The sequence below is a fragment of the Methylobacterium sp. PvP105 genome (assembly GCF_017876975.1).
Classification (GTDB): Bacteria; Pseudomonadota; Alphaproteobacteria; order Rhizobiales; family Beijerinckiaceae; genus Methylobacterium; species Methylobacterium radiotolerans.
Genome location: NZ_JAGIPA010000001.1, coordinates 5,894,881 through 5,913,312, shown reverse-complemented (window position 1 = coordinate 5,913,312; position 18,432 = coordinate 5,894,881). Strand labels below are relative to the sequence as shown.

Below are 18,432 nucleotides of genomic sequence, written 5' to 3'. Positions count from 1 at the left end.
CTGGCGCCGCGGCTTGGGCCGCGTTTCGCTGAGCGCCGGAGATGGTCCGACCCTCACGGGAAAGTGTATCGGTCAGTCGAAGAGGCTGTAAAGGTCGATATTTTGTATGCGATAGGACCGAGGTCCTCGGGGCGCGATCCCGGCGCGGTCAGGCCGGGTGCCACCACGCCCCGCGCAGCACCACGCCCTCCGCGGTGATCCGCCGGTCGCCCGTCATGTGCTCGCCCCGGGTGTCGACGTAGTCGAACTCCCCGTCCCGCACCGCCAGCACCGTGGCGTCGCCGAGCGCCCCGACCTTCAGGGTCCCGTACTCCATCCGCTTCAGCGCCACGGCGGCGTTCACCGTGGAGGCGGCGACGACCTCGTCGAGGCTCATGCCCAGGCAGAGCATCTTCGACATGGTGGTGACCTGGTCGAAGGCCGGCCCCTCGATGCAGAGCTGGTGCACGTCGGACGAGATCGTGTCGGGCAGGAAGCCGCCGGCCAGCATGGCCCGCGCCGTCTTGAAGGCGAACGAGCCCTTGCCGTGGCCGATGTCGAAGATCACGCCCCGCGCCCGCGCCTCGCGGAGCGCCGGCTTCACGGCGCCCTGGGCCGTGATCGGGGAGTTCGGGAACGGCCGGAACGCGTGGGTCAGCACGTCGCCGGGCCGCAGCATGGCCAGCACCGCCTCGTAGCTCGGCGGCGGCTCGTCGATATGGGCCATCAGCGGCAGGCCGGTCTCCTCGGCGACCTGCAGCGCGATGTCGAGCGGCGCGGTGCCCTGGTCGCCCGAGGCGTGGCGCCCGACCCGGACCTTGATGCCGACGATCACGTCCCGGTTGGCGTCGGCGACCTCGACCGCCTCGCGCGGTGCCATGAGCCGCGGATCCTCGCTCTCGCCGACCATGATGGTCTTCGAGAAGCCGAAGATCCCCGCGAAGGAGACGTGCAGGTAGGCGAGGATCCGCGCCTGCGACCGCTCGATCACGTGGCTGCGGAAGCCGGCAAAGTTGCCGGGGCCGGCGCTGCCGGTATCGACCGAGGTGGTCACCCCCGAGGTCCGGCAGAATTCGTCGGCGTCGATGCCGAGCGAGGTGCCGCCCCAGTAGACGTGGGTGTGCAGGTCGATCAGGCCCGGGGTGACGATGGCGCCGGCCATGTCGCGGACCTGCGTGCCGGGGCTCGCCTGAAGGTCGCGGCCGAAGCCCGAGACGCGGCCGTCCGCGAAGGCGACGTCGCAGATCCCGTCGTGGTTCTGCGACGGGTCGATGACCCGCGCGCCCTTCAGGATGAGGTCGTGCTGCACGAGAGACTCCAGATGTTGGTCGCGGGAATCCGACCCGTCATCGCGCGCGCAGCGAAGCGACCCAGGGATCCGCCACGCTCGGGGACCGCGCGCCGCCCTGGATTGCTTCGCTGCGCTCGCCAGGACGGCGCCGTCAGGCCGCCCGGGCGGGCACGGCCGTGTCGTTGAGGTGGCAGGCGGCGAAGTGGCCGGAGCCCACCGGGTCGAGGCCGGGCACCTCGGTCCGGCAGCGGTCGAAGGCGTGCGGGCAGCGGGTGTGGAAGCGGCAGCCCGACGGCGGGTTGATCGGGCTCGGCACGTCGCCCTTGAGGACGATGCGGGTGCGCCCGGCCCCGGGCTCGGGGATCGGCACCGCCGAGAGCAGGGCCTGGGTGTAGGGGTGCTTGGGCGCCAGGAAGATGTCCCGGCGCGGGCCGATCTCGACGATCTTGCCGAGATACATCACGGCGACGCGGTGGGTCATGTGCTCGACGATGGCGAGGTCGTGCGAGATGAACAGCATCGCGAGGTCGAGCTCGCGCTGCAGGTCGCGCAGCAGGTTGACGATCTGCGCCTTCACCGAGACGTCGAGCGCCGAGACCGCCTCGTCGCAGATGATCAGGTCCGGCTCGGCGGCGAGCGCCCGGGCGATGCCGATGCGCTGGCGCTGCCCGCCCGAGAACTCGTGCGGGAAGCGCCCGAGCGCCTCGCGGGGCAGGCCGACCCGCTCCATCAGGCTGGCCAGCCGGCTCTCCAGGTCGGCGGCGTTGCGGGCCAGCCCGAAATTGCGGATCGGCTCGGCCAGGATCGCCCGCACCCGCATCCGCGGGTTGAGCGACGAGAACGGGTCCTGGAAGACCATCTGGATGTGGCGCCGCAGGGGCCGGAGCGCCCCGGCCGAGAGGTCGTCGATGCGCTTCCCGCCGAGGACCACCTGTCCGGCGGTGGGCGCGTAGAGGCGCATCAGCGCCTTGGCGACGGTGGACTTGCCGCAGCCGGACTCGCCGACGAGCGAGAGGGTCTCGCCGCGGGCGACCGTGAACGACAGGCCGTCCACCGCCTTGAGCACGCGGCTCTGGCGGCCGAGCAGGCCGCCGCCGAGGGCGAAGTGCTTCTTGAGGTCGTTGACCTCCAGCAGGGTGCGACCGGCGGGTGCGGGGGTGGCGCTCATGCCGCGAGGGCGTCCTTCGGCGCGTAGTGGCAGGCGGCGAGGTGGCCCGGCGCCTTCGGCTCCAGGGCCGGCGCGTAGGCGCGGCACAGGTCGGTCACGTCCGGGCAGCGCCCGGCGAAGACGCAGCCCTCGATCCGGCCTTTCAGGCTCGGGACCATGCCGGGGATCTCGGCGAGCCGCGCGTCGGCGCCGTGCTCGACGGCGCCGAGCTTCGGCACCGCCCCCATCAGGCCGCGGGTGTAGGGATGGCGTGGCGACCGGAACAGGTCGCGGACCGGCGCCTCCTCGACCTTGCGGCCGGCATACATCACCACCACCCGGTCGGCGACCTCGGCGACCACGCCGAGATCGTGGGTGATCAGCATGATCGCGGCGCCGACCCGGGCCTTCAGGTCGCGCATCAGGTCGAGGATCTGGGCCTGGATGGTCACGTCGAGCGCCGTGGTCGGCTCGTCGGCGATCAGGAGTTTCGGCGAGCAGGCGAGCGCGATGGCGATCATCACCCGCTGGCGCATGCCGCCGGAGAGCTGGTGCGGGTATTCCCGCACCCGGCGCCGCGGCTCGGGGATGCCGACGAGGGTCAGCATCTCCACCGCCCGCTCCTCGGCCTCCCGGCGGCCGAGGCCCTGGTGCAGCCGCAGGGTCTCGCCGATCTGGCGGCCGACCGTCAGCACCGGGTTCAGCGAGGTCATCGGCTCCTGGAAGATCACGCTGATGTCGTTGCCGCGGATCTTGCGCATGGCGCTGTTCGGCAGGTCGAGGAGGTTCCTGCCCTCGAACTTGATCGCGCCGGCGATGCGGGCCGGCGGCTCGGGCAGGAGCCGCAGGATCGACATCGAGGTCACCGACTTGCCGCAGCCGGACTCGCCCACGATCGCCAGGGTCTCGCCCGACTGGATCGCGAACGAGACCCCGTCCACCGCCCGGTTCACCCCGTCGGGGGTGCGGAAATGGACCTGCAGGTTCTCGATCGACAGGAGGGGGGTTCCGCTCACGCCTGTGCTCATCCCTGTGCTCATCACACGTCCTTCGCCATGCGGGGATCGAGGGCGTCGCGCAGGCCGTCGCCGACGAGGTTCACGGCGAGCACCGTCATCGAGAGGAAGATCGCCGGGAACAGGATGATGTAGAACTTCACCTGCCAGAGGGCCCGGCCCTCGGCCATGATGTTGCCCCAGGACGGCGTCGAGGGCGGCACGCCCGCGCCGATGAACGACAGGATCGCCTCGGTGATCATCGCGGAGGCGCAGATGTAGGTCGCCTGCACGGTCATGGGCGCCAGCGTGTTGGGCAGGATGTGGCGCCAGATGATCGCCGGCATCCGGGTGCCCGTGGTCACCGCCGCCTCGACGTAGGGCTGCTCGCGCAGCGACAGCACCACGCCGCGCACGAGGCGGGCGACGCGCGGGATCTCCGCGATGGTGATCGCGATGATCACGTTCTGGACCGAGCCGCGGGTGAGCGCCATCAGCGCGACCGCGAGCAGGATCGGCGGGATCGACATCATGCCGTCGACGACCCGCATGACGATCCCGTCGAGCCAGCGCACCATGCCGGAGACGAGGCCGACCGCCAGCCCGGCGATCGACGCGAGGAACGCCACCGAGAAGCCGACCAGCAGCGAGACCCGGGCGCCGTAGACCACCCGCGAGTAGACGTCGCGGCCGAGCATGTCGGTGCCGAACCAGTACTGCGCCGACGGTGCCCGGGTGCGCTTGGCGGGCGCCAGGGCGGTCGGGTCGACGGTGCCGAGGTAAGGCGCGAGCACCGCCATCAGGAAGACGATGAGCAGCAGCACGCCGCCGACCACGATGGTCGGGTTGCGGCGCACGTAGGTCCAGACCTTGCCCCGGCGCTTGCGGGCCGGGATGACGTCCGGCAGCGGCGCCGCGACGGCGAGGCCCGGCGGCGGCGGTGCCTTGGGGACGGCCCCGTCGGGCGGATTGCCCGCCTGCGGGGCGCTGCTGGGGAAGGGCGCGACGGTCGCGGTCAATAGCGGATCCTCGGGTCGAGCACGGTGTAGAAGAGGTCGATGGCGAGGTTCACGAGCACGTAGACGAAGCTGAACAGCAGCACGACGCCCTGGATGACCGGGTAGTCGCGCCGCAGGATCGCGTCGACGGTGAGGCGCCCGAGGCCGGGGATGGCGAAGACCGTCTCGGTCACCACCGCGCCTCCGATCAGCAACGCGATGCCGATGCCGATCACGGTGACGATCGGCACCGCGGCGTTCTTGAGGGCGTGGACGAACAGGACCGGCCCCTGCGCCAGCCCCTTGGCCCGGGCGGTGCGCACGTAATCCTGCTGGAGCACGTCGAGCATGGTCGCGCGGGTCACCCGGGCGATCAGCGCGATGTAGACGAGGCCCAGCGTCACCGCCGGCAGGATCAGGTTGGACAGCCAGGGCCACAGGCCCTGCTCGATCGGCGTGTAGCCCTGGACCGGCAGCCAGCCGAGCTCGAGGGCGAAGACGTAGGCCAGCACGTAGCCGACCACGAAGACCGGCACCGAGAAGCCCGTCACGGCGAGCCCCATCACGAGGCGGTCGATCAGGCTGCCGGCCTTCCAGGCGGCGACGACGCCGAGCGGCACCGCCACCAGGATCGCGAAGACCAGGGTGACGAGCATCAGCGAGACGGTGGGCTCCACCCGCTGGCCGATCATGGTGGTGACCGGCAGGTTGGTGAAGATCGAGGTGCCGAGATCGCCGTGGAGGATCTGCCACGACCATTCCCAGAACCGCACCAGGAAGGGCCGGTCGAGGCCGAGCGTGGCGCGGATGCGGGCGACGTCGTCGGGCGTCGCCTGGTCGCCCGCGATGATCGCGGCCGGGTCGCCGGGGGCGAAGTAGAGGAGGCTGAAGACGAACAGCCCGACCACCGCCATGACCGGGATGGTGGCGAGGATGCGCCTGCCGATATAGCCGAGCATGGGTCCTCGCTATCGTGCGGGCGGGCGGGCGCGGCGGGTAGCGCCGCCCCTGCCCTCATCGCGGGGGCCGACATTCACGCGTCCGGGTCGGGCGCCGACGCTGGCGGCGGAGCGCGACGCGCCCCCTCTCCCGTGCGGGAGCGGGTCGGGGTGCGGGATCGGACGCTTCAGGAGCGCGCGCACCGCCGGCGCACGTGCGGGAGAGGGGCCTCGCGCCTCGTCCCGCGGCCGCGTTGCCGAACGCGCTGTCCGAGGCCGGTAGCCCGCCCGAGAGACCGGGCGGGTCGGGCGGCCCGACTTGGCGAGAGCGAGCGCCATCACGCCTTCGACACGCCCCAGGTGAAGGGGATCGGCCCCTTCACGATGCCCGAGACGTTCTTGCGCCACGCCTGGTAGCCGAGGAAGAACCCGGTGGGCACGTAGACCACGCCCTCGCAGGCGGCGGCGTTGACCTTGTCGATGGCGGCCTTCTCGGCGGCCGGGTCGGCGGCGTCGAACCACTCGGCGATGGCGGTCTCGACCGGCGGGATGCTGGGCCAGCCGAACCACGCCTTGTCGCCGCTCGCCCGCACCGCCGGGTAGCCCGCCGGATTGATGCAGTCGGCGCCCGCGTGCCAGGTGTGGAACATGTTCCAGCCGCCCTGAGACGGCGGCGCCTTGGAGGCCCGGCGGGTGCCGGTCGTGCCCCAGTCGGTGGCGACGAAGTCGACGTTGAAGCCCATCTGCTTCAGGAGGTCGGCGGTGATGTCGCCCTGCGCCTTGGTGATCCCCTGGTCCTGCGCCACGACGCAGACCACCGGCTCGCCCTTGTAGCCGGCCTCCTTGAGCAGCTTCTGGCCGAGCTTGATGTCGCCCTTGCCGACATTGCCGCCGCCCGCCTCGCTGTAGAGGGGCGTCCCCGGCGTGAAGAAGCCCGGCAGCTTCTTCCACAGGCTGTCGTCGTCGCCGACGATCGCCCGCATGTAGTCCTCCTGGCTCATGGCGGTCATGACCGCCTGGCGGATCTTCGGGTTGTCGAAGGGCGGGTGCAGGTGGTTCATCCGGAACGACCCGACATTGCCCAGCGGGTCGGCGATATCGACGTTGAGGTTGGCGTTCTTGCGCAGCAGCGGCACGAGGTCGGAGATCGGGTTCTCCCACCAGTCGACCTCGCCGTTCTGCAGGGCCGCCGACGCGGTGGCGGCGTCCGGCATGATCACCCACTCGACCCGGTCGACCAGCATGCGCTTGCCGCCGGCGAGCCAGGAATTCGGCTCGTCGCGGGGCTTGTAGTCGGTGAAGGTCTCGAACACCGCCCGGGCGCCCGGCACCCACTCGTTGCGGACGAACTTCATCGGGCCCGAGCCGACATACTCGGAGATCTGCGTGAACGGGTCGGTCTTGGCGATCCGCTCCGGCATCATCAGCGCCATCGGCGCGTTGGTCTTGCCGAGCGCGTAGAGCAGCTTCGGGAACGGCTTCTTCAGGCGCCACTGGAAGGTCTTGTCGTCGGTCGCCGCGAGGTCGTCCTGGATCCCGCGGATCATCAGGCCGATCGGGTCCCGGGCCATCCAGCGGGTGAGGCTCGCCACCACGTCCTTGGCCAGCACCGGCTCGCCGTCGTGCCACTTGAGGCCGGGGCGCAGCCGGAAGGTCCAGGTCAGCTTGTCGCCCGAGACCTCCTCGGACTCGACCATCTGGCGCTGCGGCTTCAGCTGCGCGTCGACGCCGTAGAGCATATCCCAGACGAGGGTGCCGGCGTTGCGCACCACGTACTGGGTCCCCCAGATCGGGTCGAAATTGGCGAGGTTCGCCTGCGGCACGAAGCGCAGGACCTTGCCGCCCTGCGCGAGGGCCGGCCGCGCGAGCTGCGGCGCAGCCAAACCGAGCGCAGCCGAACCCTTGAGAAAGGTCCTGCGGTCCATCGTCTTCTCCCTGGCGGTGCGGATCTCAAGCATCGGTCGCCGGCCCGCACCTTGCGGGCGAGTTTGAACGGTTCTGATGCACGGGCGCAATGGCCCGACGTGACAACGCGGCCCGGGCAAGCGCCCACGCCGCCGCCGGCCTCGGGGCGACGGCGGCGTGGATGGGGGCTGGGGTGGCGCGGCTCGAACTCACGGGGCGCGTCTCGCAAGCCCCGCGCCAGCCCGACCGTCCCTGCGTTATGTATTCAGGATCGGCGGTCTGTTTCGCGCGCGGCCTCGCGACGGCGCGTCATCCCGGAACCGCCGGGGCGCGGAGGGCCCGCACCGACGGCGGCCCTGGATGTCCGGCTCGCCCGCGGCCCCCGGAAAGACGGGGAGGCGTGCGCGCACAGGCGCGGGCGCGATGCCGGCGCGACCGCGCCAGAAGTGGGAGGGCCGACCGCGCGCCGACTCCGTCCTCGCTCCGCTCCCGCACGGGAACGGGGCGCGTCGTGCCCGGTCCGGGCTCAGCCCACCTGCCGCAGGTGACCGCCCCGCGCGCCCGGCACCGCCTGCATGGCGCGGATGAAGGCCGCGATCCGGGGCGCGATCACCGCCCGGTAGCGCGAGCCGTTGAACACGCCGTAATGGCCGACGCCGGCCTGGAGGTGGTAGGCCTTGCGCGCCTCGGGCAGGTTCGGCGTCAGGTCGAGGGCCGCCTTGGTCTGGCCGACGCCGGAGATGTCGTCGTTCTCGCCCTCCACCGCGAGGATCGCGCAGCGGCGGACGGCGCCGAGATCGACCGGCGTGCCGCGGTGCTTCATCTGTCCCGTCGGCAGGGCGTGGTCGACGAACACGGTCTGCACGGTCTGGAGATAGTACTCGGCCGTCAGGTCCATCACGGCGAGGTACTCGTCGTAGAACTCGCGGTGCTTCTCGGCCGAGTCGCCGTCGCCCGTCACCAGATGGTCGAACATGTCCGAATGGGCGGTGACGTGGCGGTCGAGGTTCATCGCCATGAAGCCCGAGAGCTGCAGGAAGCCCGGATAGACCCGGCGCCACGCGCCCGGGTAGATCGGCGGCACGAGGCTGATCGTGTTCTGCTCGAACCACTTCTGACCGCGCTCCTGCGCGAGGCAGTTCACCGCGGTGGGCGAGCGGCGGGTGTCGATCGGGCCGCCCATCAGGGTCATGGAGGTCGGCACCGCCGGCTCGTCGGCCGCCTCCATCAGCGCCACCGCGGCGATCACCGGCACGGCCGGCTGGCAGACCGCCATGACGTGCAGGTCCGGCCCCAGGACCGCGAACATCTCCTGCAGGTAGTCGATGTAGTCGTCCAGATCGAACTGGCCGGCGAAGAGCGGCACCATCCGGGCGTCGGTCCAGTCGGTGATATACACCCGGTGGTTCGGCAGCATCGCCTCGACGGTGCCGCGCAGCAGCGTGGCGTAGTGACCCGACATCGGCGCGACGATCAGCAGCTTGGGCTGCGGCTCCGCGGGGGCCGCCTGGAACGCGCGGTCGAAGGCGATCAGGCGGCAGAACGGCCGCTCCCAGACCACCCGCTCGGTGACCGGGACCGCCGCGCCGTCCACCACCGTCTCGGTGAAGCCGAAGGCGGGCTTGCCGTACTGGCGGGTGACGCGCTCGAACATCTCGCAGCCGGCGCTGACCGCGCGGGCATAGGGTCCGTAGGCCAGGGGGTTGCCCGGCATCTGCAGCCCGTAGCGGGTGAGGTCGGCGGCGACGCGGGCGGGTGCCATCAGGGCGCGCGCGCCCTCGTACAGGGAATAGGCCAGCAGCATCGTCACCTCGCGGTCTCGGTCCGGCCGCGGGCTTCGAGCCGCGCGACCCATACCCCCTGCAACCCGATTCGGTAGGATAATGCTCCACCCTGAACGCGGGTGGAACATCCCGCAGCTGCGGCGACTTGCCTGTGACCAGATCCGCCGGCGACCCTCCGCCAGCGACGACGTGTCCGGGTCGGCATGCCGGGATTCCCAGCACCGCGTCGTGCGAAGGGAGTCCGCGGGACGCCGCTCCGGCGGCGCCCGTCCGGCGACGCACGATACAGTCTATGCCCGATACCGATCTCAGCGGCCTCGGTCGCGACGCGCGACACCTGCGGCTCGACACCTTCGTCCGCCTGCGCTGGCTCGCCATCACGGGCCAGAGCGCGGCGGTCGTCGGGGCGCAGTTCGGCCTCGGCCTGCCGCTGCCCTTCGGCTGGTGCTTCCTGGTGATCGCCACCTCGTCCTGGCTGAACCTCGCCCTGCGGATCCGCTTCCCGGCGAGCTACCGGCTCAGCGACGATTCCGCGGCGCTGCTCCTCGCCTTCGACATCGTGCAGCTCGCGGCCCTGCTGTTCCTCACGGGCGGGCTCCAGAACCCGTTCTCGCTGCTGTTCCTCGCCCCCGTGCTGATCTCCGCCACCGCCCTGCCGCCCGAGCGGACGCTGGCGCTCGGCCTCCTGGCGGTGGGCCTCGCGACCCTGCTCGCGCTGGTGCACCGGCCCCTGCCCTGGTTCGCGGACGGTCGGATCGAGCTGCCGTTCCTGTACGTCTCCGGCGTCTGGACCGCGATCCTGCTCGGCACCGCCTTCACAGGCGTCTACGCGTGGCGGGTGGCCGAGGAGACCCGGCTCCTCGCCCAGGCGCTCGCCGCCACCGAGCTGGTGCTCGCCCGCGAGCAGCACCTGTCGCAGCTCGACGGGCTCGCGGCCGCGGCTGCCCACGAATTGGGCACACCGCTGGGCACGATCATGGTTGTGACCAAGGAGCTGATCCGCCAGCTCGGCCCCACCGCCTCGCCGGCGGTGGCGGAGGATCTCAACCTGCTGCGCGAGCAGGTCGACCGCTGCCGCGGCATCCTCGGCAAGCTGACCTCCCTCGACGGGGACGGGGCGGGGGCCGGCTTCCTGGAGACGGTGACGTTCAGCCACCTCGTGGAGGAGCTGGTGGCGCCGCAGCGGGCACTCGGCGCCGCCCTCGCCGTCACCAGCACCGGCGAGGGGCCGGAGCCCGCCTGCCGGCGCAACCCGGGCGTCATGTTCGGGCTCGCCAACATCCTCGACAACGCCGTCGACTTCGCCGAGGCCGGCGTCACCGTGGAGGGGCGCTGGACCCCCGACCGCGTCTGGATCGAGATCCGCGACGACGGGCCGGGCTTCTCCAGCGAGGTGCTGCTGCGGGCGGGCGAGCCCTACGTCACCACCCGCAGCCACGACCGGCCGCAATCCGGCGGGACCGTGGGGGCCGGGCTCGGCCTCGGGCTGTTCATCGCCAAGACCCTGATCGAGCGCTCGGGGGCGCAGCTCGCCCTCATGAACGTCGCGGCGCCGGACGCCCACGGGGCGATCGTGCGCGTCTCCTGGGCCCGCCACATCTTCGAGCGCGGCGCCGCGCCGCGACATTCTCCGGAACTCAGTATCCGCGCCCCCCTGCCACCGCGCGACGCCGTACCTATATGAAGGACAGACCAAGAACCCGACGACGAAAACCCGAAAGGAGTGCCGGATGCTCACGCAGCCCGGGGCCTCGGCGGCGACAGACCCCGCCGTGATCAACGATGCCGATCCACTGGCCGCCTTCTCCGACCGCAGCCTGCTGATCGTCGACGACGACAAGCCCTTCCAGACCCGCCTCGCCCGCGCCATGGAGAGCCGCGGCTATCACGTGCAGGTGGCCGACAGCGTCGCGGACGGCGTCTCCGCCGTCGAGGCGCGCGCGCCCGCGTTCGCGGTGATCGACATGCGCCTCGGCGACGGCAACGGCCTCGACGTGATCGCCCGCCTCAAGGAGCGCCGCCCCGAGGCCCGGGGCGTGATCCTCACCGGCTACGGCAACATCGCCACGGCGGTGACCGCGGTGAAGCTCGGCGCCTTCGACTACCTCGCCAAGCCGGCCGACGCCGACGAGATCCACGGCACGCTGATGGCGCAGCCGGGCGAGCGGGCCGACCCGCCCGAGAACCCGATGTCGGCCGACCGGGTCCGCTGGGAGCACATCCAGCGCGTCTACGAGCTGTGCAGCCGCAACGTCAGCGAGACCGCCCGGCGCCTCAACATGCACCGGCGGACCCTGCAGCGGATCCTGGCCAAGCGCGCGCCGCGCTGAGGCCGGACCGCTCCGGCGCCGCCCGGTCGGTTGCATCGCCCCGCCTCTGTGGGCTAGCTGCGCGGGTCCCGGACGGTTCGTCCGGGGCCCGAAATCTTTTCGAGGGCGGATCTCGTGAACGGGCGCAACGCCATCACCATCATCAGCATGATGGTCCTCGTCGGCACCGAGGTGTTCGCCGTGGCAATCGCGGCGGGCTGGGCCATCGCGGGCATCTTCGATCTCGGCGACCGGGTCGGGCACGTCCTGATGGGCCTGTTCAGCCTGTTCGCGGCCTGGATCATGCTCCAGCTCTGGCGCCGGGCGACCAGCATCGAGCCCCTGCGGGGCCCGGCCCCGGCTGCGCATCGCTGAACGAGCGCGCGTGGGCGGGTTCTTCATTCAAGTTGTATCGAACAGCGGAATGATCCCTATGCGTGCGGCGTGTTCGACAGTGCGCCGGCCTTCCTGCTAGAAGCGACCGGCGACGGTCTGTGTGATGTTGTCGCAGGTCACACCCCCGTCCCGGACACGCGTGAGACCCGAAGATCCATGAAAGCCCGTATCATCGTCACCCTGAAGACCGGTGTGCTGGACCCGCAGGGCAAGGCGATCGAGGCCGCCCTCCGATCCCTCAGCATCGAGGGCGTCGACGGCGTCCGGCAGGGCAAGGTCTTCGACATCGAGGTGTCGGCGGTCGACAGCGCCGCCGCTGAGGCGACCCTGCGCGCGGCCTGCGAGAAGCTCCTGGCCAACACCGTCGTCGAGAACTACGCGATCGAGATCCTCTGATGCACGCCGCGGTCGTCGTCTTCCCGGGTTCCAACCGCGAGTCGGACGTCGTCCGGGCCCTGCGGCGCTCCGGCGCGCAGGTGAGCCTCGTGTGGCACGCGGACCACGCGCTCCCCGCCGGCACCGACCTCGCCGTCCTGCCCGGCGGCTTCTCGTACGGCGACTATCTGCGCTGCGGCGCCATCGCCGGACGCGCCGCCGCCATGGACGCGGTGCGGGCCCACGCCGCCCGCGGCGGCCTCGTGCTCGGCATCTGCAACGGCTTCCAGATCCTGTGCGAATCGGGGCTCCTGCCGGGCGTTCTGATGCGCAACATCGACCGGCGCTTCATCTGCCATCGGCAGACGCTCCGGGTCGAGCGCACCGACACCCGCTTCACCAGCGCCTACCGGCAGGGTCAGGTCATCGACGTCTGCGTGGCCCACGGCGAAGGCAACTACTTCGCCGATCCCGAGACCCTGGCGCGGATCGAGGGCGAGGGCCGGGTCGCCTTCCGCTACTGCGACGCGACCGGCGCGATCACCGTGGAGGCCAACCGCAACGGCTCCCTCAACGCCATCGCGGGCGTCCTGTCGGAGACCGGGAACGTCCTCGGGATGATGCCGCACCCGGAGAACTTCGTCGAGGACCTGATCGGCGGGACCGACGGGCGCGGTCTGTTCGACAGTCTGGCGGCCTGAGATCGCCGGGCGAGAACCTGCCTTAACTCCGCATTAAGGTTTTCGAGGCATAAACAGGCATCCAGTGATCTGGATGTCGAGTTGGACATATCCGTCCGCTCTGTTTTGATGCCTCCCTGATGACTCCTCGAGCCGCTCCGTCCGGGGCGGCTTTTTTCTGTGCGCTCGCCGCCGCGCCGGCTGGCCGGGCCGCGCGGAAGCGGCCCGCACGGGCCGGGCAGCCGCGCCGCCTGACCCCTTCGGGGCCCCCTGCGCGGTCCCGGACGGCGCCGGTTGCCGATCGCGGGGCGTTGCCCGGCGATGACGTGTCGAGCGCGCCGTTGCCCCGGATCTGGGACGCCGCCCTCGCGGCCGTCCCCGCATGAGACGCGCGTCCGCTCCGGATCCACAACGCGAGAGCCCAGGCCGGGCGGACCCGACCTGGGCTGAGTGCGACCTCGGCTGAATGCGGGCTGGGCGGGGCGAGCCGCCTCAGTACAGCCCGCCGGCCTGCGCGGCCCGGTCGGGATCGGGCGCGACCGCCGCGGGGGCGGCCGCCTGGCCGCCGCCCGAGGAGGACGGCGCCGAGTAGGAATCCGGCGGCGCGGTGCCGGGCTTGAACGCCTCCAGGATCGTCCCGGCGCCCTCCCCCGAACCGGCGCGGGTGCCGCTCGCGAGGTTGATGCGGATCAGCTTGATCCCCGGCGGCACGCGGAACGGCGTCGGCGGCTTGTCCTTGAGGGCCGTCTTCAGGAACTCCAGGGCGATCGGCGCGGCCAAGCCGCCGCCGGTGGCGCGGTCGCCCAGCGACCGGGGCTTGTCGAAGCCGATATAGATGCCGACCGCCAGATCCGGCGAGAAGCCCACGAACCACGCGTCCTTGGCGTCGTTCGTCGTGCCGGTCTTGCCGGCCAGCGGCTTGCCGATCTGCTTCAGGATCGTGGCGGTGCCGCGCTGGACCACGCCCTCCATGATCGAGACCATCTGGTAGGCGGTCAGCGGGTCGAGCACCTGCTCGGAATCGTCCACCAGCTTCGGCTCGTCCTGGCCCGACCACTTCTCGGCGTCGCAGCCGATGCACTTGCGGTTGTCGTGCCGGTAGATCGTCTCGCCGATGCGGTCCTGGATCCGGTCGATCAGGGTCGGCCGGATGCGCCGGCCGCCGTTGGCGAGCATCGAGTAGGCGGTGACCATGCGCATCACCGTGGTCTCACCCGCGCCGAGCGACATGGGCAGCACCGGCAGCATGTCGTCGTAGACGCCGAAGCGGCGTGCGTACTCGGCGATGAGCGGCATGCCGACATCCTTGGCGAGCCGGACCGTCATCAGGTTCTTCGAGTGCTCGATGCCGTAGCGCAGGGTGTGCGGGCCGCCCGACTTGCCGTCGTAGTTCGAGGGCGTCCAGGCCTCCTGGCCGGGACCGGCCTCGATGGTGATCGGGGTGTCCTGGATGATCGAGGCGGGCGTGTAGCCGTTGTCGAGGGCTGCCGAGTAGACGATCGGCTTGAACGAGGAGCCGGGCTGGCGCATCGCCTGGGTGGCGCGGTTGAACTCGGACTCGTCGTACGAGAAACCGCCGACCATCGCGTGCACGCGGCCCGTATTCGGGTCCATGGCCACGATGGCGCCGGAGACCTCGGGCTTCTGGCGCAGGCGGAACTGGCCGCGGCCGCCGTCCATCGCCTCGACGTAGACCATGTCGCCGGGCTGGAGATTGGCGCGGCCGGCCCAGCGCATGCCCTCGGGGGTGATCACGCCGGTCTCGCGGTCCTTGCCGACCTGGCCGGAGGCCTCGCGCCGGGGCTGCAGGCCGATCTGCACGCCGCCGCCGCCGTTGCCCAGCACCACGGCGAGCCGCCAGGGGGCCACGTCGCCGAGCGCCGGAACCTCGGCCGCCGCCATGCCCCAGTCGCGCCCGGTCAGGTCGACCTTGGTGACCGGACCGCGCCAGCCATGGGCCTGGTCGTAGCGCACGAGGCCGTCGACCAGAGCCTTGCGGGCCCAGGCCTGCATCTTCGGGTCGAGGGTCGTGCGCACCGAGAGGCCGCCCTCGTAGAGCTTCTTCTCGCCGTAGCGCTCGGAGATCTCGCGGCGGACCTCCTCGGTGAAGTAGTTGGCGTTGGCGGCGTTCGGGAAGGCGACGCGCGGGTTGACGCCGAGCGGCATCTTCTTGGCGGAATCCGCCTCCTCCCGGGTGATGTAGCCGTTCTCCGCCATCAGGCGGATGATCTCGTTGCGGCGGTCGAGGGCCGCCTGGGTCTTGCGGTAGGGGTGGTAGTTGTTCGGCCCCTTCGGCAGGGCGGCGAGGTAGGCCGCCTCGTTGATGGTCAGCTCGTGGACCGACTTGCCGAAATAGTCGAGCGCGGCGGCCGCGACGCCGTGCAGGTTGCGGCCGGGCACGATCGTGCCGAGGAAGATCTCGTTGAGGTAGAGCTCGAGGATCTTGTCCTTCGAGTAGGCCGCCTCGATCCGGAGCGCCAGCAGCGCCTCCTTGATCTTGCGGTCGTAGGTCTGCTCGGAGGAGAGCAGGAAGTTCTTGGCGACCTGCTGGGTGATGGTCGAGGCGCCCTGCCGCTTGCCCGACTTGGCGTTGGTCAGGAAGGCGCGCACGATCCCCTCGGGGTCGATGCCGCCGTGCTTGTAGAAGTTCTTGTCCTCGGCCGACAGGAAGGCCGCCACGACGATCTTCGGCATCGCCTGGATCGGCAGGTACAGCCGGCGCTCGCGGGCGTACTCGGCCAGCAGGGAGCCGTCCGCCGCGTGGACGCGGGTCATCACCGGCGGCTCGTAATTCGCGAGGGCGGCGTGGTCGGGCAGGTCCTGGCTGTACTTCCAGTAGAAGTAGCCGCCCACCGCCGCGCCGACCACGAACAGCACCGCGGCGGCGCTGAACAGGATCCCAAAGAAACGGAGGATCAGACGCATCCGGTGTTCCGCTCGTCGCTGGCCCGGCCGAATGCCGGAATCGGCTCATCCGGCGCGTGCACCCCGCGCGCTGCGCGGCCGGCCCCCGGACGGTCCCGTGAGACCCCCTCGGAATGCCGGTTTCGGCGGCCGTGCGACGGGGCGTCGGACGTCCCGTATCGACACTCTATCTATGGTGAAACTGGGGCGGCGGCCGCCGCGCGGCGCGTCGGGGCCGGCCGGCCGAGCGTGGCGCGGTTGGTGAAGAACTGGTCGATCGCCTTGGCCATGGAGCCGGTGACGTCGGCCCGCCACTCCGGCGATTGCAGCATCTCCAGGTCGCGCTTGCTGGAGAGGTAGCCGAGTTCCACGAGCACGCTCGGCACGTCGGGGGAGCGCAGCACCACGAAGCGCGCCTCCCGGTGGGGCTTGGCGCTCATCTTCATCACGGGGGCGAGCTGGCCCATCAGCGTGCGGGCGAAGCCCGACGAGAAGCCCCGCGTCTCGCGCAGGGTCAGCTCCTGCAGGATGTCGGCGATGTCCGGCGGCGCCTCGGCGGCGTCGACGCCCGCGGCGGAATCGGCCCGGTTCTCGCGCTCGGCGAGCTTGGCGGATTCGGCGTCCGTGGCCTTCTCGGAATTGGTGTAGATCGTGGCGCCGCTCACCTGGGGCGCCGCCGAGATCGAGTCCGCGTGGATCGACACGAACAGGTCGGCCCTGGCGTCGCGGGCGAGGCGCACCCGCTCGGCCAGGGGCACGAACACGTCGCGGTCGCGGGTCATCCGGACCCGGTAGCGGCCGCCCGCCTCCAGCTTCGCCACGAGGGCCTGGGCGAAGCCGAACACGATGTCCTTCTCGAACACGCCGCCCACCGCGATGGCGCCGGGATCGGTGCCGCCGTGGCCGGCATCGACCATGATCAGCGGCCGCTGGTCGGCGGGCTCCGGCGGCGCGGCGCGGGCCTGGGCGGGGGCGGGATCGGCGGTAGCGGCGGCCTTGCGGAACGCGTCGCGGTCGGCGCGCTGCAGCGGGATCGTGAGCAGAACCGCGCCGTCGCGCGGCCGCGTCGCGGTCTCGATCTTCCCGACGGTGGCGGGCGCGGTGAGGTCGATCACGATGCGGGACCGCCCGGGCGCGAACAGGCCGTAGCGGAAGCTCTGCACGAGGCCGTCGCGGCGGCTGCCGGTCCCAGAATCGAGCTGGAAATTGACCTCGGGCAGGTCGATCACCGCCCGGTCGGGCCGCTCCATCACGAAGCCGCGGGCCTCCACGGCCCGGGACAGCGTCAGGGTGAGGCGCGTGGTGCCGGCCTGACTCGCGAGGTCGGCCCCGATGGCGACGGCCGGCTTCTCGCCGGTCTGCGCGGCGACCGGCGCCCCCGCCAGCGCCGGCAGGAGCGCGACGGCGAGGCGGAGCCATGCGGAACGGATCAGGCGCGCGCAGTTCGGCATCGGTCCGGTGTCGTCTCCCGTGCCCTCCGTTAAGGCATGGGACCGACTTGGTTAACGGGGGGTTGCCGTCGCCGGTTCGATCCGGCCGGCCTTGTGGCCGGGATGCGACAAGTCCGGGCCTCCCGCGCGCGGCGCCTCAGCGGTACGCGACGACCCGGCTCGCCTGCCCGACCACCGTGACCCAGCAGGTCAGGGACGCGTCGGCGGCCCGCTGGACCTCGCCGACCTGCAGGCGGATGAGGTCGGCCGGCGTGCGGGCGCCCGAGAGCGCTCGCAGATGCGCGACGGCCGCCTCGCCCTCGCCGCGCACGTAGCGGGCGATGATCGAGCCGATCTCGGCGACGTCGAGGCGGTCGGGGGTGAAGACGATGCGGTTCGCGGCCGCGGCGCGGCCCGGACCCGCGGCGGTCACCGGCGGGAGGGCGACGTCGATCGCGGCCTCGGTCACCGGGTCGGACGAGGCTCCCACCGTGCCGTCGGGCGCAGTCTCGCCCGCGATGTCGGACCCCGCGTCAGGCGTCACCTCGGGCGTCACCTCGGCCGGCGGCGCGGCGGCCTCGACGGGCCGGTCGGTCGCCGGGTCGGGCTGATCCGCCGCGACCGGGGCGTCGGCGGCCTGGATCTCGGGGGCGGCCGACGCGTCCTGCAACGGCTGGGGCGTCCCGGCGGGACGGCTCCTCGGTCGACGCGGCTTTCCCATCGCGCGATCTCCTCCTGTCGGCGTCAGCCCGTCCCGACGGACCGGCGGCCGGAGGTCGTGCGCGGCCGGCTCGCCGGCGGTGTCGGCGCCGGGCCCGTGACGCCCGGGCGTCAGAGCGGGGGATCCGGCGGCCCTCGGGTGGCCCACCGGATCCCGATCCTCGAGCCCCGATCGCGGATCGGGGCGGCCGGCCTCAGCGGGCGGCGGCGTTCTGCGCGAGGGCGCCGTAATCCTTCGCCTGGGCCTGGAGAGCGGCGAACTGGCTGCGGACGAACTCGGACTGGAGCTCGAACGCCTCGCGGAGGTCCTTCGTGCGCACCAGCTTCTGGGCGAAGTCGAAGGTCGCGTTGGCGTTGGTCTGGGCGTGATCGAACCCCTTCGCGACCGCGGCGCTGAGGGTCGACTGGAAGGTCTGGCCCGAGGCCTGGACCTGCTCGGCGGCCTTCACGGCGTTCGCCATCATGGTGCCGACGGCGGTCCGGGCCTGATCGACGCTCTTCTCCGCGAAGTCGCGCATCTCGGTCGGGATCTCGAAGTTCGGGGTCTGCATCGATGTCTCCAGCATCATCCTTGGAGCGGG

16 protein-coding genes are annotated in these 18,432 nt (G+C 71.6%); 5 read left to right on the top strand and 11 right to left on the bottom strand.

The genetic code is table 11. The features are described from left to right. Positions 1-148: 148 nt before the first annotated feature. From J3A75_RS28795 to J3A75_RS28765, 7 genes are all read right to left on the bottom strand, one after another. Positions 149-1,288: an amidohydrolase/deacetylase family metallohydrolase gene (locus tag J3A75_RS28795; RefSeq protein WP_012321291.1), complete on the bottom strand. Its 1,140-nt coding sequence runs from the start codon at positions 1,286-1,288 to the stop codon at positions 149-151. Positions 1,289-1,421: 133 nt separating this feature from the next. Then, positions 1,422-2,438 (bottom strand): ABC transporter ATP-binding protein, encoded by a 1,017-nt coding sequence (locus tag J3A75_RS28790; protein ID WP_012321290.1) that lies wholly within the window; start codon positions 2,436-2,438, stop codon positions 1,422-1,424. Next, entirely contained in the window at positions 2,435-3,445 is a 1,011-nt protein-coding gene (locus J3A75_RS28785; protein ID WP_029358647.1) for an ABC transporter ATP-binding protein, read from the bottom strand. Before J3A75_RS28785 ends, J3A75_RS28790 begins: the two co-directional genes overlap by 4 nt. 11 nt (positions 3,446-3,456) lie before the next feature. Next, on the bottom strand, positions 3,457-4,431 hold the full coding sequence (locus J3A75_RS28780) for an ABC transporter permease (RefSeq protein WP_012321288.1): 975 nt from the start codon (positions 4,429-4,431) through the stop codon (positions 3,457-3,459). Then, the gene (locus tag J3A75_RS28775; protein ID WP_012321287.1) at positions 4,428-5,369 is read right to left on the bottom strand and encodes an ABC transporter permease; all 942 of its coding nucleotides are present in this window, start codon (positions 5,367-5,369) and stop codon (positions 4,428-4,430) included. Before J3A75_RS28775 ends, J3A75_RS28780 begins: the two co-directional genes overlap by 4 nt. Before the next feature lie 317 nt (positions 5,370-5,686). Further along, a complete protein-coding gene (locus J3A75_RS28770) occupies positions 5,687-7,273 on the bottom strand; it encodes an ABC transporter substrate-binding protein (protein ID WP_012321286.1) in 1,587 nt (528 codons plus the stop codon). A gap of 506 nt (positions 7,274-7,779) precedes the next feature. Then, the gene (locus J3A75_RS28765) at positions 7,780-9,057 is read right to left on the bottom strand and encodes a polyhydroxyalkanoate depolymerase (RefSeq protein WP_024828827.1); all 1,278 of its coding nucleotides are present in this window, start codon (positions 9,055-9,057) and stop codon (positions 7,780-7,782) included. A 272-nt stretch (positions 9,058-9,329) separates the two neighbouring features. Here J3A75_RS28765 and J3A75_RS28760 point away from each other — a divergent pair, with 272 nt between their 5' ends. The 5 genes from J3A75_RS28760 (at position 9,330) to purQ (ending at position 12,818) form a co-directional block, all read left to right on the top strand. Beyond that, positions 9,330-10,721 carry an ActS/PrrB/RegB family redox-sensitive histidine kinase gene (locus J3A75_RS28760; RefSeq protein WP_012321284.1) on the top strand — a complete coding sequence of 464 codons (1,392 nt, stop codon included), beginning with the start codon at positions 9,330-9,332 and terminating at the stop codon, positions 10,719-10,721. A gap of 46 nt (positions 10,722-10,767) precedes the next feature. Continuing rightward, positions 10,768-11,367 carry an ActR/PrrA/RegA family redox response regulator transcription factor gene (locus J3A75_RS28755; protein WP_029358650.1) on the top strand — a complete coding sequence of 200 codons (600 nt, stop codon included), beginning with the start codon at positions 10,768-10,770 and terminating at the stop codon, positions 11,365-11,367. A 114-nt stretch (positions 11,368-11,481) separates the two neighbouring features. Then, positions 11,482-11,721: a hypothetical protein gene (locus tag J3A75_RS28750; protein WP_012321282.1), complete on the top strand. Its 240-nt coding sequence runs from the start codon at positions 11,482-11,484 to the stop codon at positions 11,719-11,721. Positions 11,722-11,898: 177 nt separating this feature from the next. Next, a complete protein-coding gene (gene purS, locus J3A75_RS28745; RefSeq protein ID WP_012321281.1) occupies positions 11,899-12,138 on the top strand; it encodes a phosphoribosylformylglycinamidine synthase subunit PurS in 240 nt (79 codons plus the stop codon). Next, positions 12,138-12,818 carry a phosphoribosylformylglycinamidine synthase subunit PurQ gene (purQ, locus tag J3A75_RS28740; protein ID WP_012321280.1) on the top strand — a complete coding sequence of 227 codons (681 nt, stop codon included), beginning with the start codon at positions 12,138-12,140 and terminating at the stop codon, positions 12,816-12,818. The genes purS and purQ overlap by 1 nt, the downstream gene beginning before the upstream one ends. 471 nt (positions 12,819-13,289) lie before the next feature. Here the strand turns inward: purQ and J3A75_RS28735 are convergent, their stop codons facing one another. The 4 genes from J3A75_RS28735 to J3A75_RS28720 all read right to left on the bottom strand — a co-directional run bounded on the left by J3A75_RS28735 (position 13,290) and on the right by J3A75_RS28720 (position 18,402). Further along, positions 13,290-15,722 (bottom strand): penicillin-binding protein 1A, encoded by a 2,433-nt coding sequence (locus J3A75_RS28735; protein WP_071000141.1) that lies wholly within the window; start codon positions 15,720-15,722, stop codon positions 13,290-13,292. Positions 15,723-15,892: 170 nt separating this feature from the next. After that, a complete protein-coding gene (locus J3A75_RS28730; RefSeq protein ID WP_058607190.1) occupies positions 15,893-17,152 on the bottom strand; it encodes an N-acetylmuramoyl-L-alanine amidase in 1,260 nt (419 codons plus the stop codon). Positions 17,153-17,288: 136 nt separating this feature from the next. Beyond that, positions 17,289-17,852 carry a hypothetical protein gene (locus J3A75_RS28725; RefSeq protein ID WP_071000140.1) on the bottom strand — a complete coding sequence of 188 codons (564 nt, stop codon included), beginning with the start codon at positions 17,850-17,852 and terminating at the stop codon, positions 17,289-17,291. A 193-nt stretch (positions 17,853-18,045) separates the two neighbouring features. Next, positions 18,046-18,402: a phasin gene (locus tag J3A75_RS28720; protein ID WP_012321276.1), complete on the bottom strand. Its 357-nt coding sequence runs from the start codon at positions 18,400-18,402 to the stop codon at positions 18,046-18,048. Between the last annotated feature and the right edge of the window lie 30 nt (positions 18,403-18,432).

Coding starts and splice junctions, on each gene's coding strand:
- J3A75_RS28730 (WP_058607190.1), bottom strand. CDS start 17,152: ATGCCGAACTGCGCGCGCCTGATCCGTTCCGCATGGCTCCGCCTCGCC.
- J3A75_RS28790 (WP_012321290.1), bottom strand. CDS start 2,438: ATGAGCGCCACCCCCGCACCCGCCGGTCGCACCCTGCTGGAGGTCAAC.
- J3A75_RS28785 (WP_029358647.1), bottom strand. CDS start 3,445: ATGAGCACAGGCGTGAGCGGAACCCCCCTCCTGTCGATCGAGAACCTG.
- J3A75_RS28735 (WP_071000141.1), bottom strand. CDS start 15,722: ATGCGTCTGATCCTCCGTTTCTTTGGGATCCTGTTCAGCGCCGCCGCG.
- purS (WP_012321281.1), top strand. CDS start 11,899: ATGAAAGCCCGTATCATCGTCACCCTGAAGACCGGTGTGCTGGACCCG.
- J3A75_RS28770 (WP_012321286.1), bottom strand. CDS start 7,273: ATGGACCGCAGGACCTTTCTCAAGGGTTCGGCTGCGCTCGGTTTGGCT.
- J3A75_RS28775 (WP_012321287.1), bottom strand. CDS start 5,369: ATGCTCGGCTATATCGGCAGGCGCATCCTCGCCACCATCCCGGTCATG.
- J3A75_RS28720 (WP_012321276.1), bottom strand. CDS start 18,402: ATGCAGACCCCGAACTTCGAGATCCCGACCGAGATGCGCGACTTCGCG.
- J3A75_RS28755 (WP_029358650.1), top strand. CDS start 10,768: ATGCTCACGCAGCCCGGGGCCTCGGCGGCGACAGACCCCGCCGTGATC.
- J3A75_RS28760 (WP_012321284.1), top strand. CDS start 9,330: ATGCCCGATACCGATCTCAGCGGCCTCGGTCGCGACGCGCGACACCTG.
- J3A75_RS28765 (WP_024828827.1), bottom strand. CDS start 9,057: ATGCTGCTGGCCTATTCCCTGTACGAGGGCGCGCGCGCCCTGATGGCA.
- J3A75_RS28725 (WP_071000140.1), bottom strand. CDS start 17,852: ATGGGAAAGCCGCGTCGACCGAGGAGCCGTCCCGCCGGGACGCCCCAG.
- purQ (WP_012321280.1), top strand. CDS start 12,138: ATGCACGCCGCGGTCGTCGTCTTCCCGGGTTCCAACCGCGAGTCGGAC.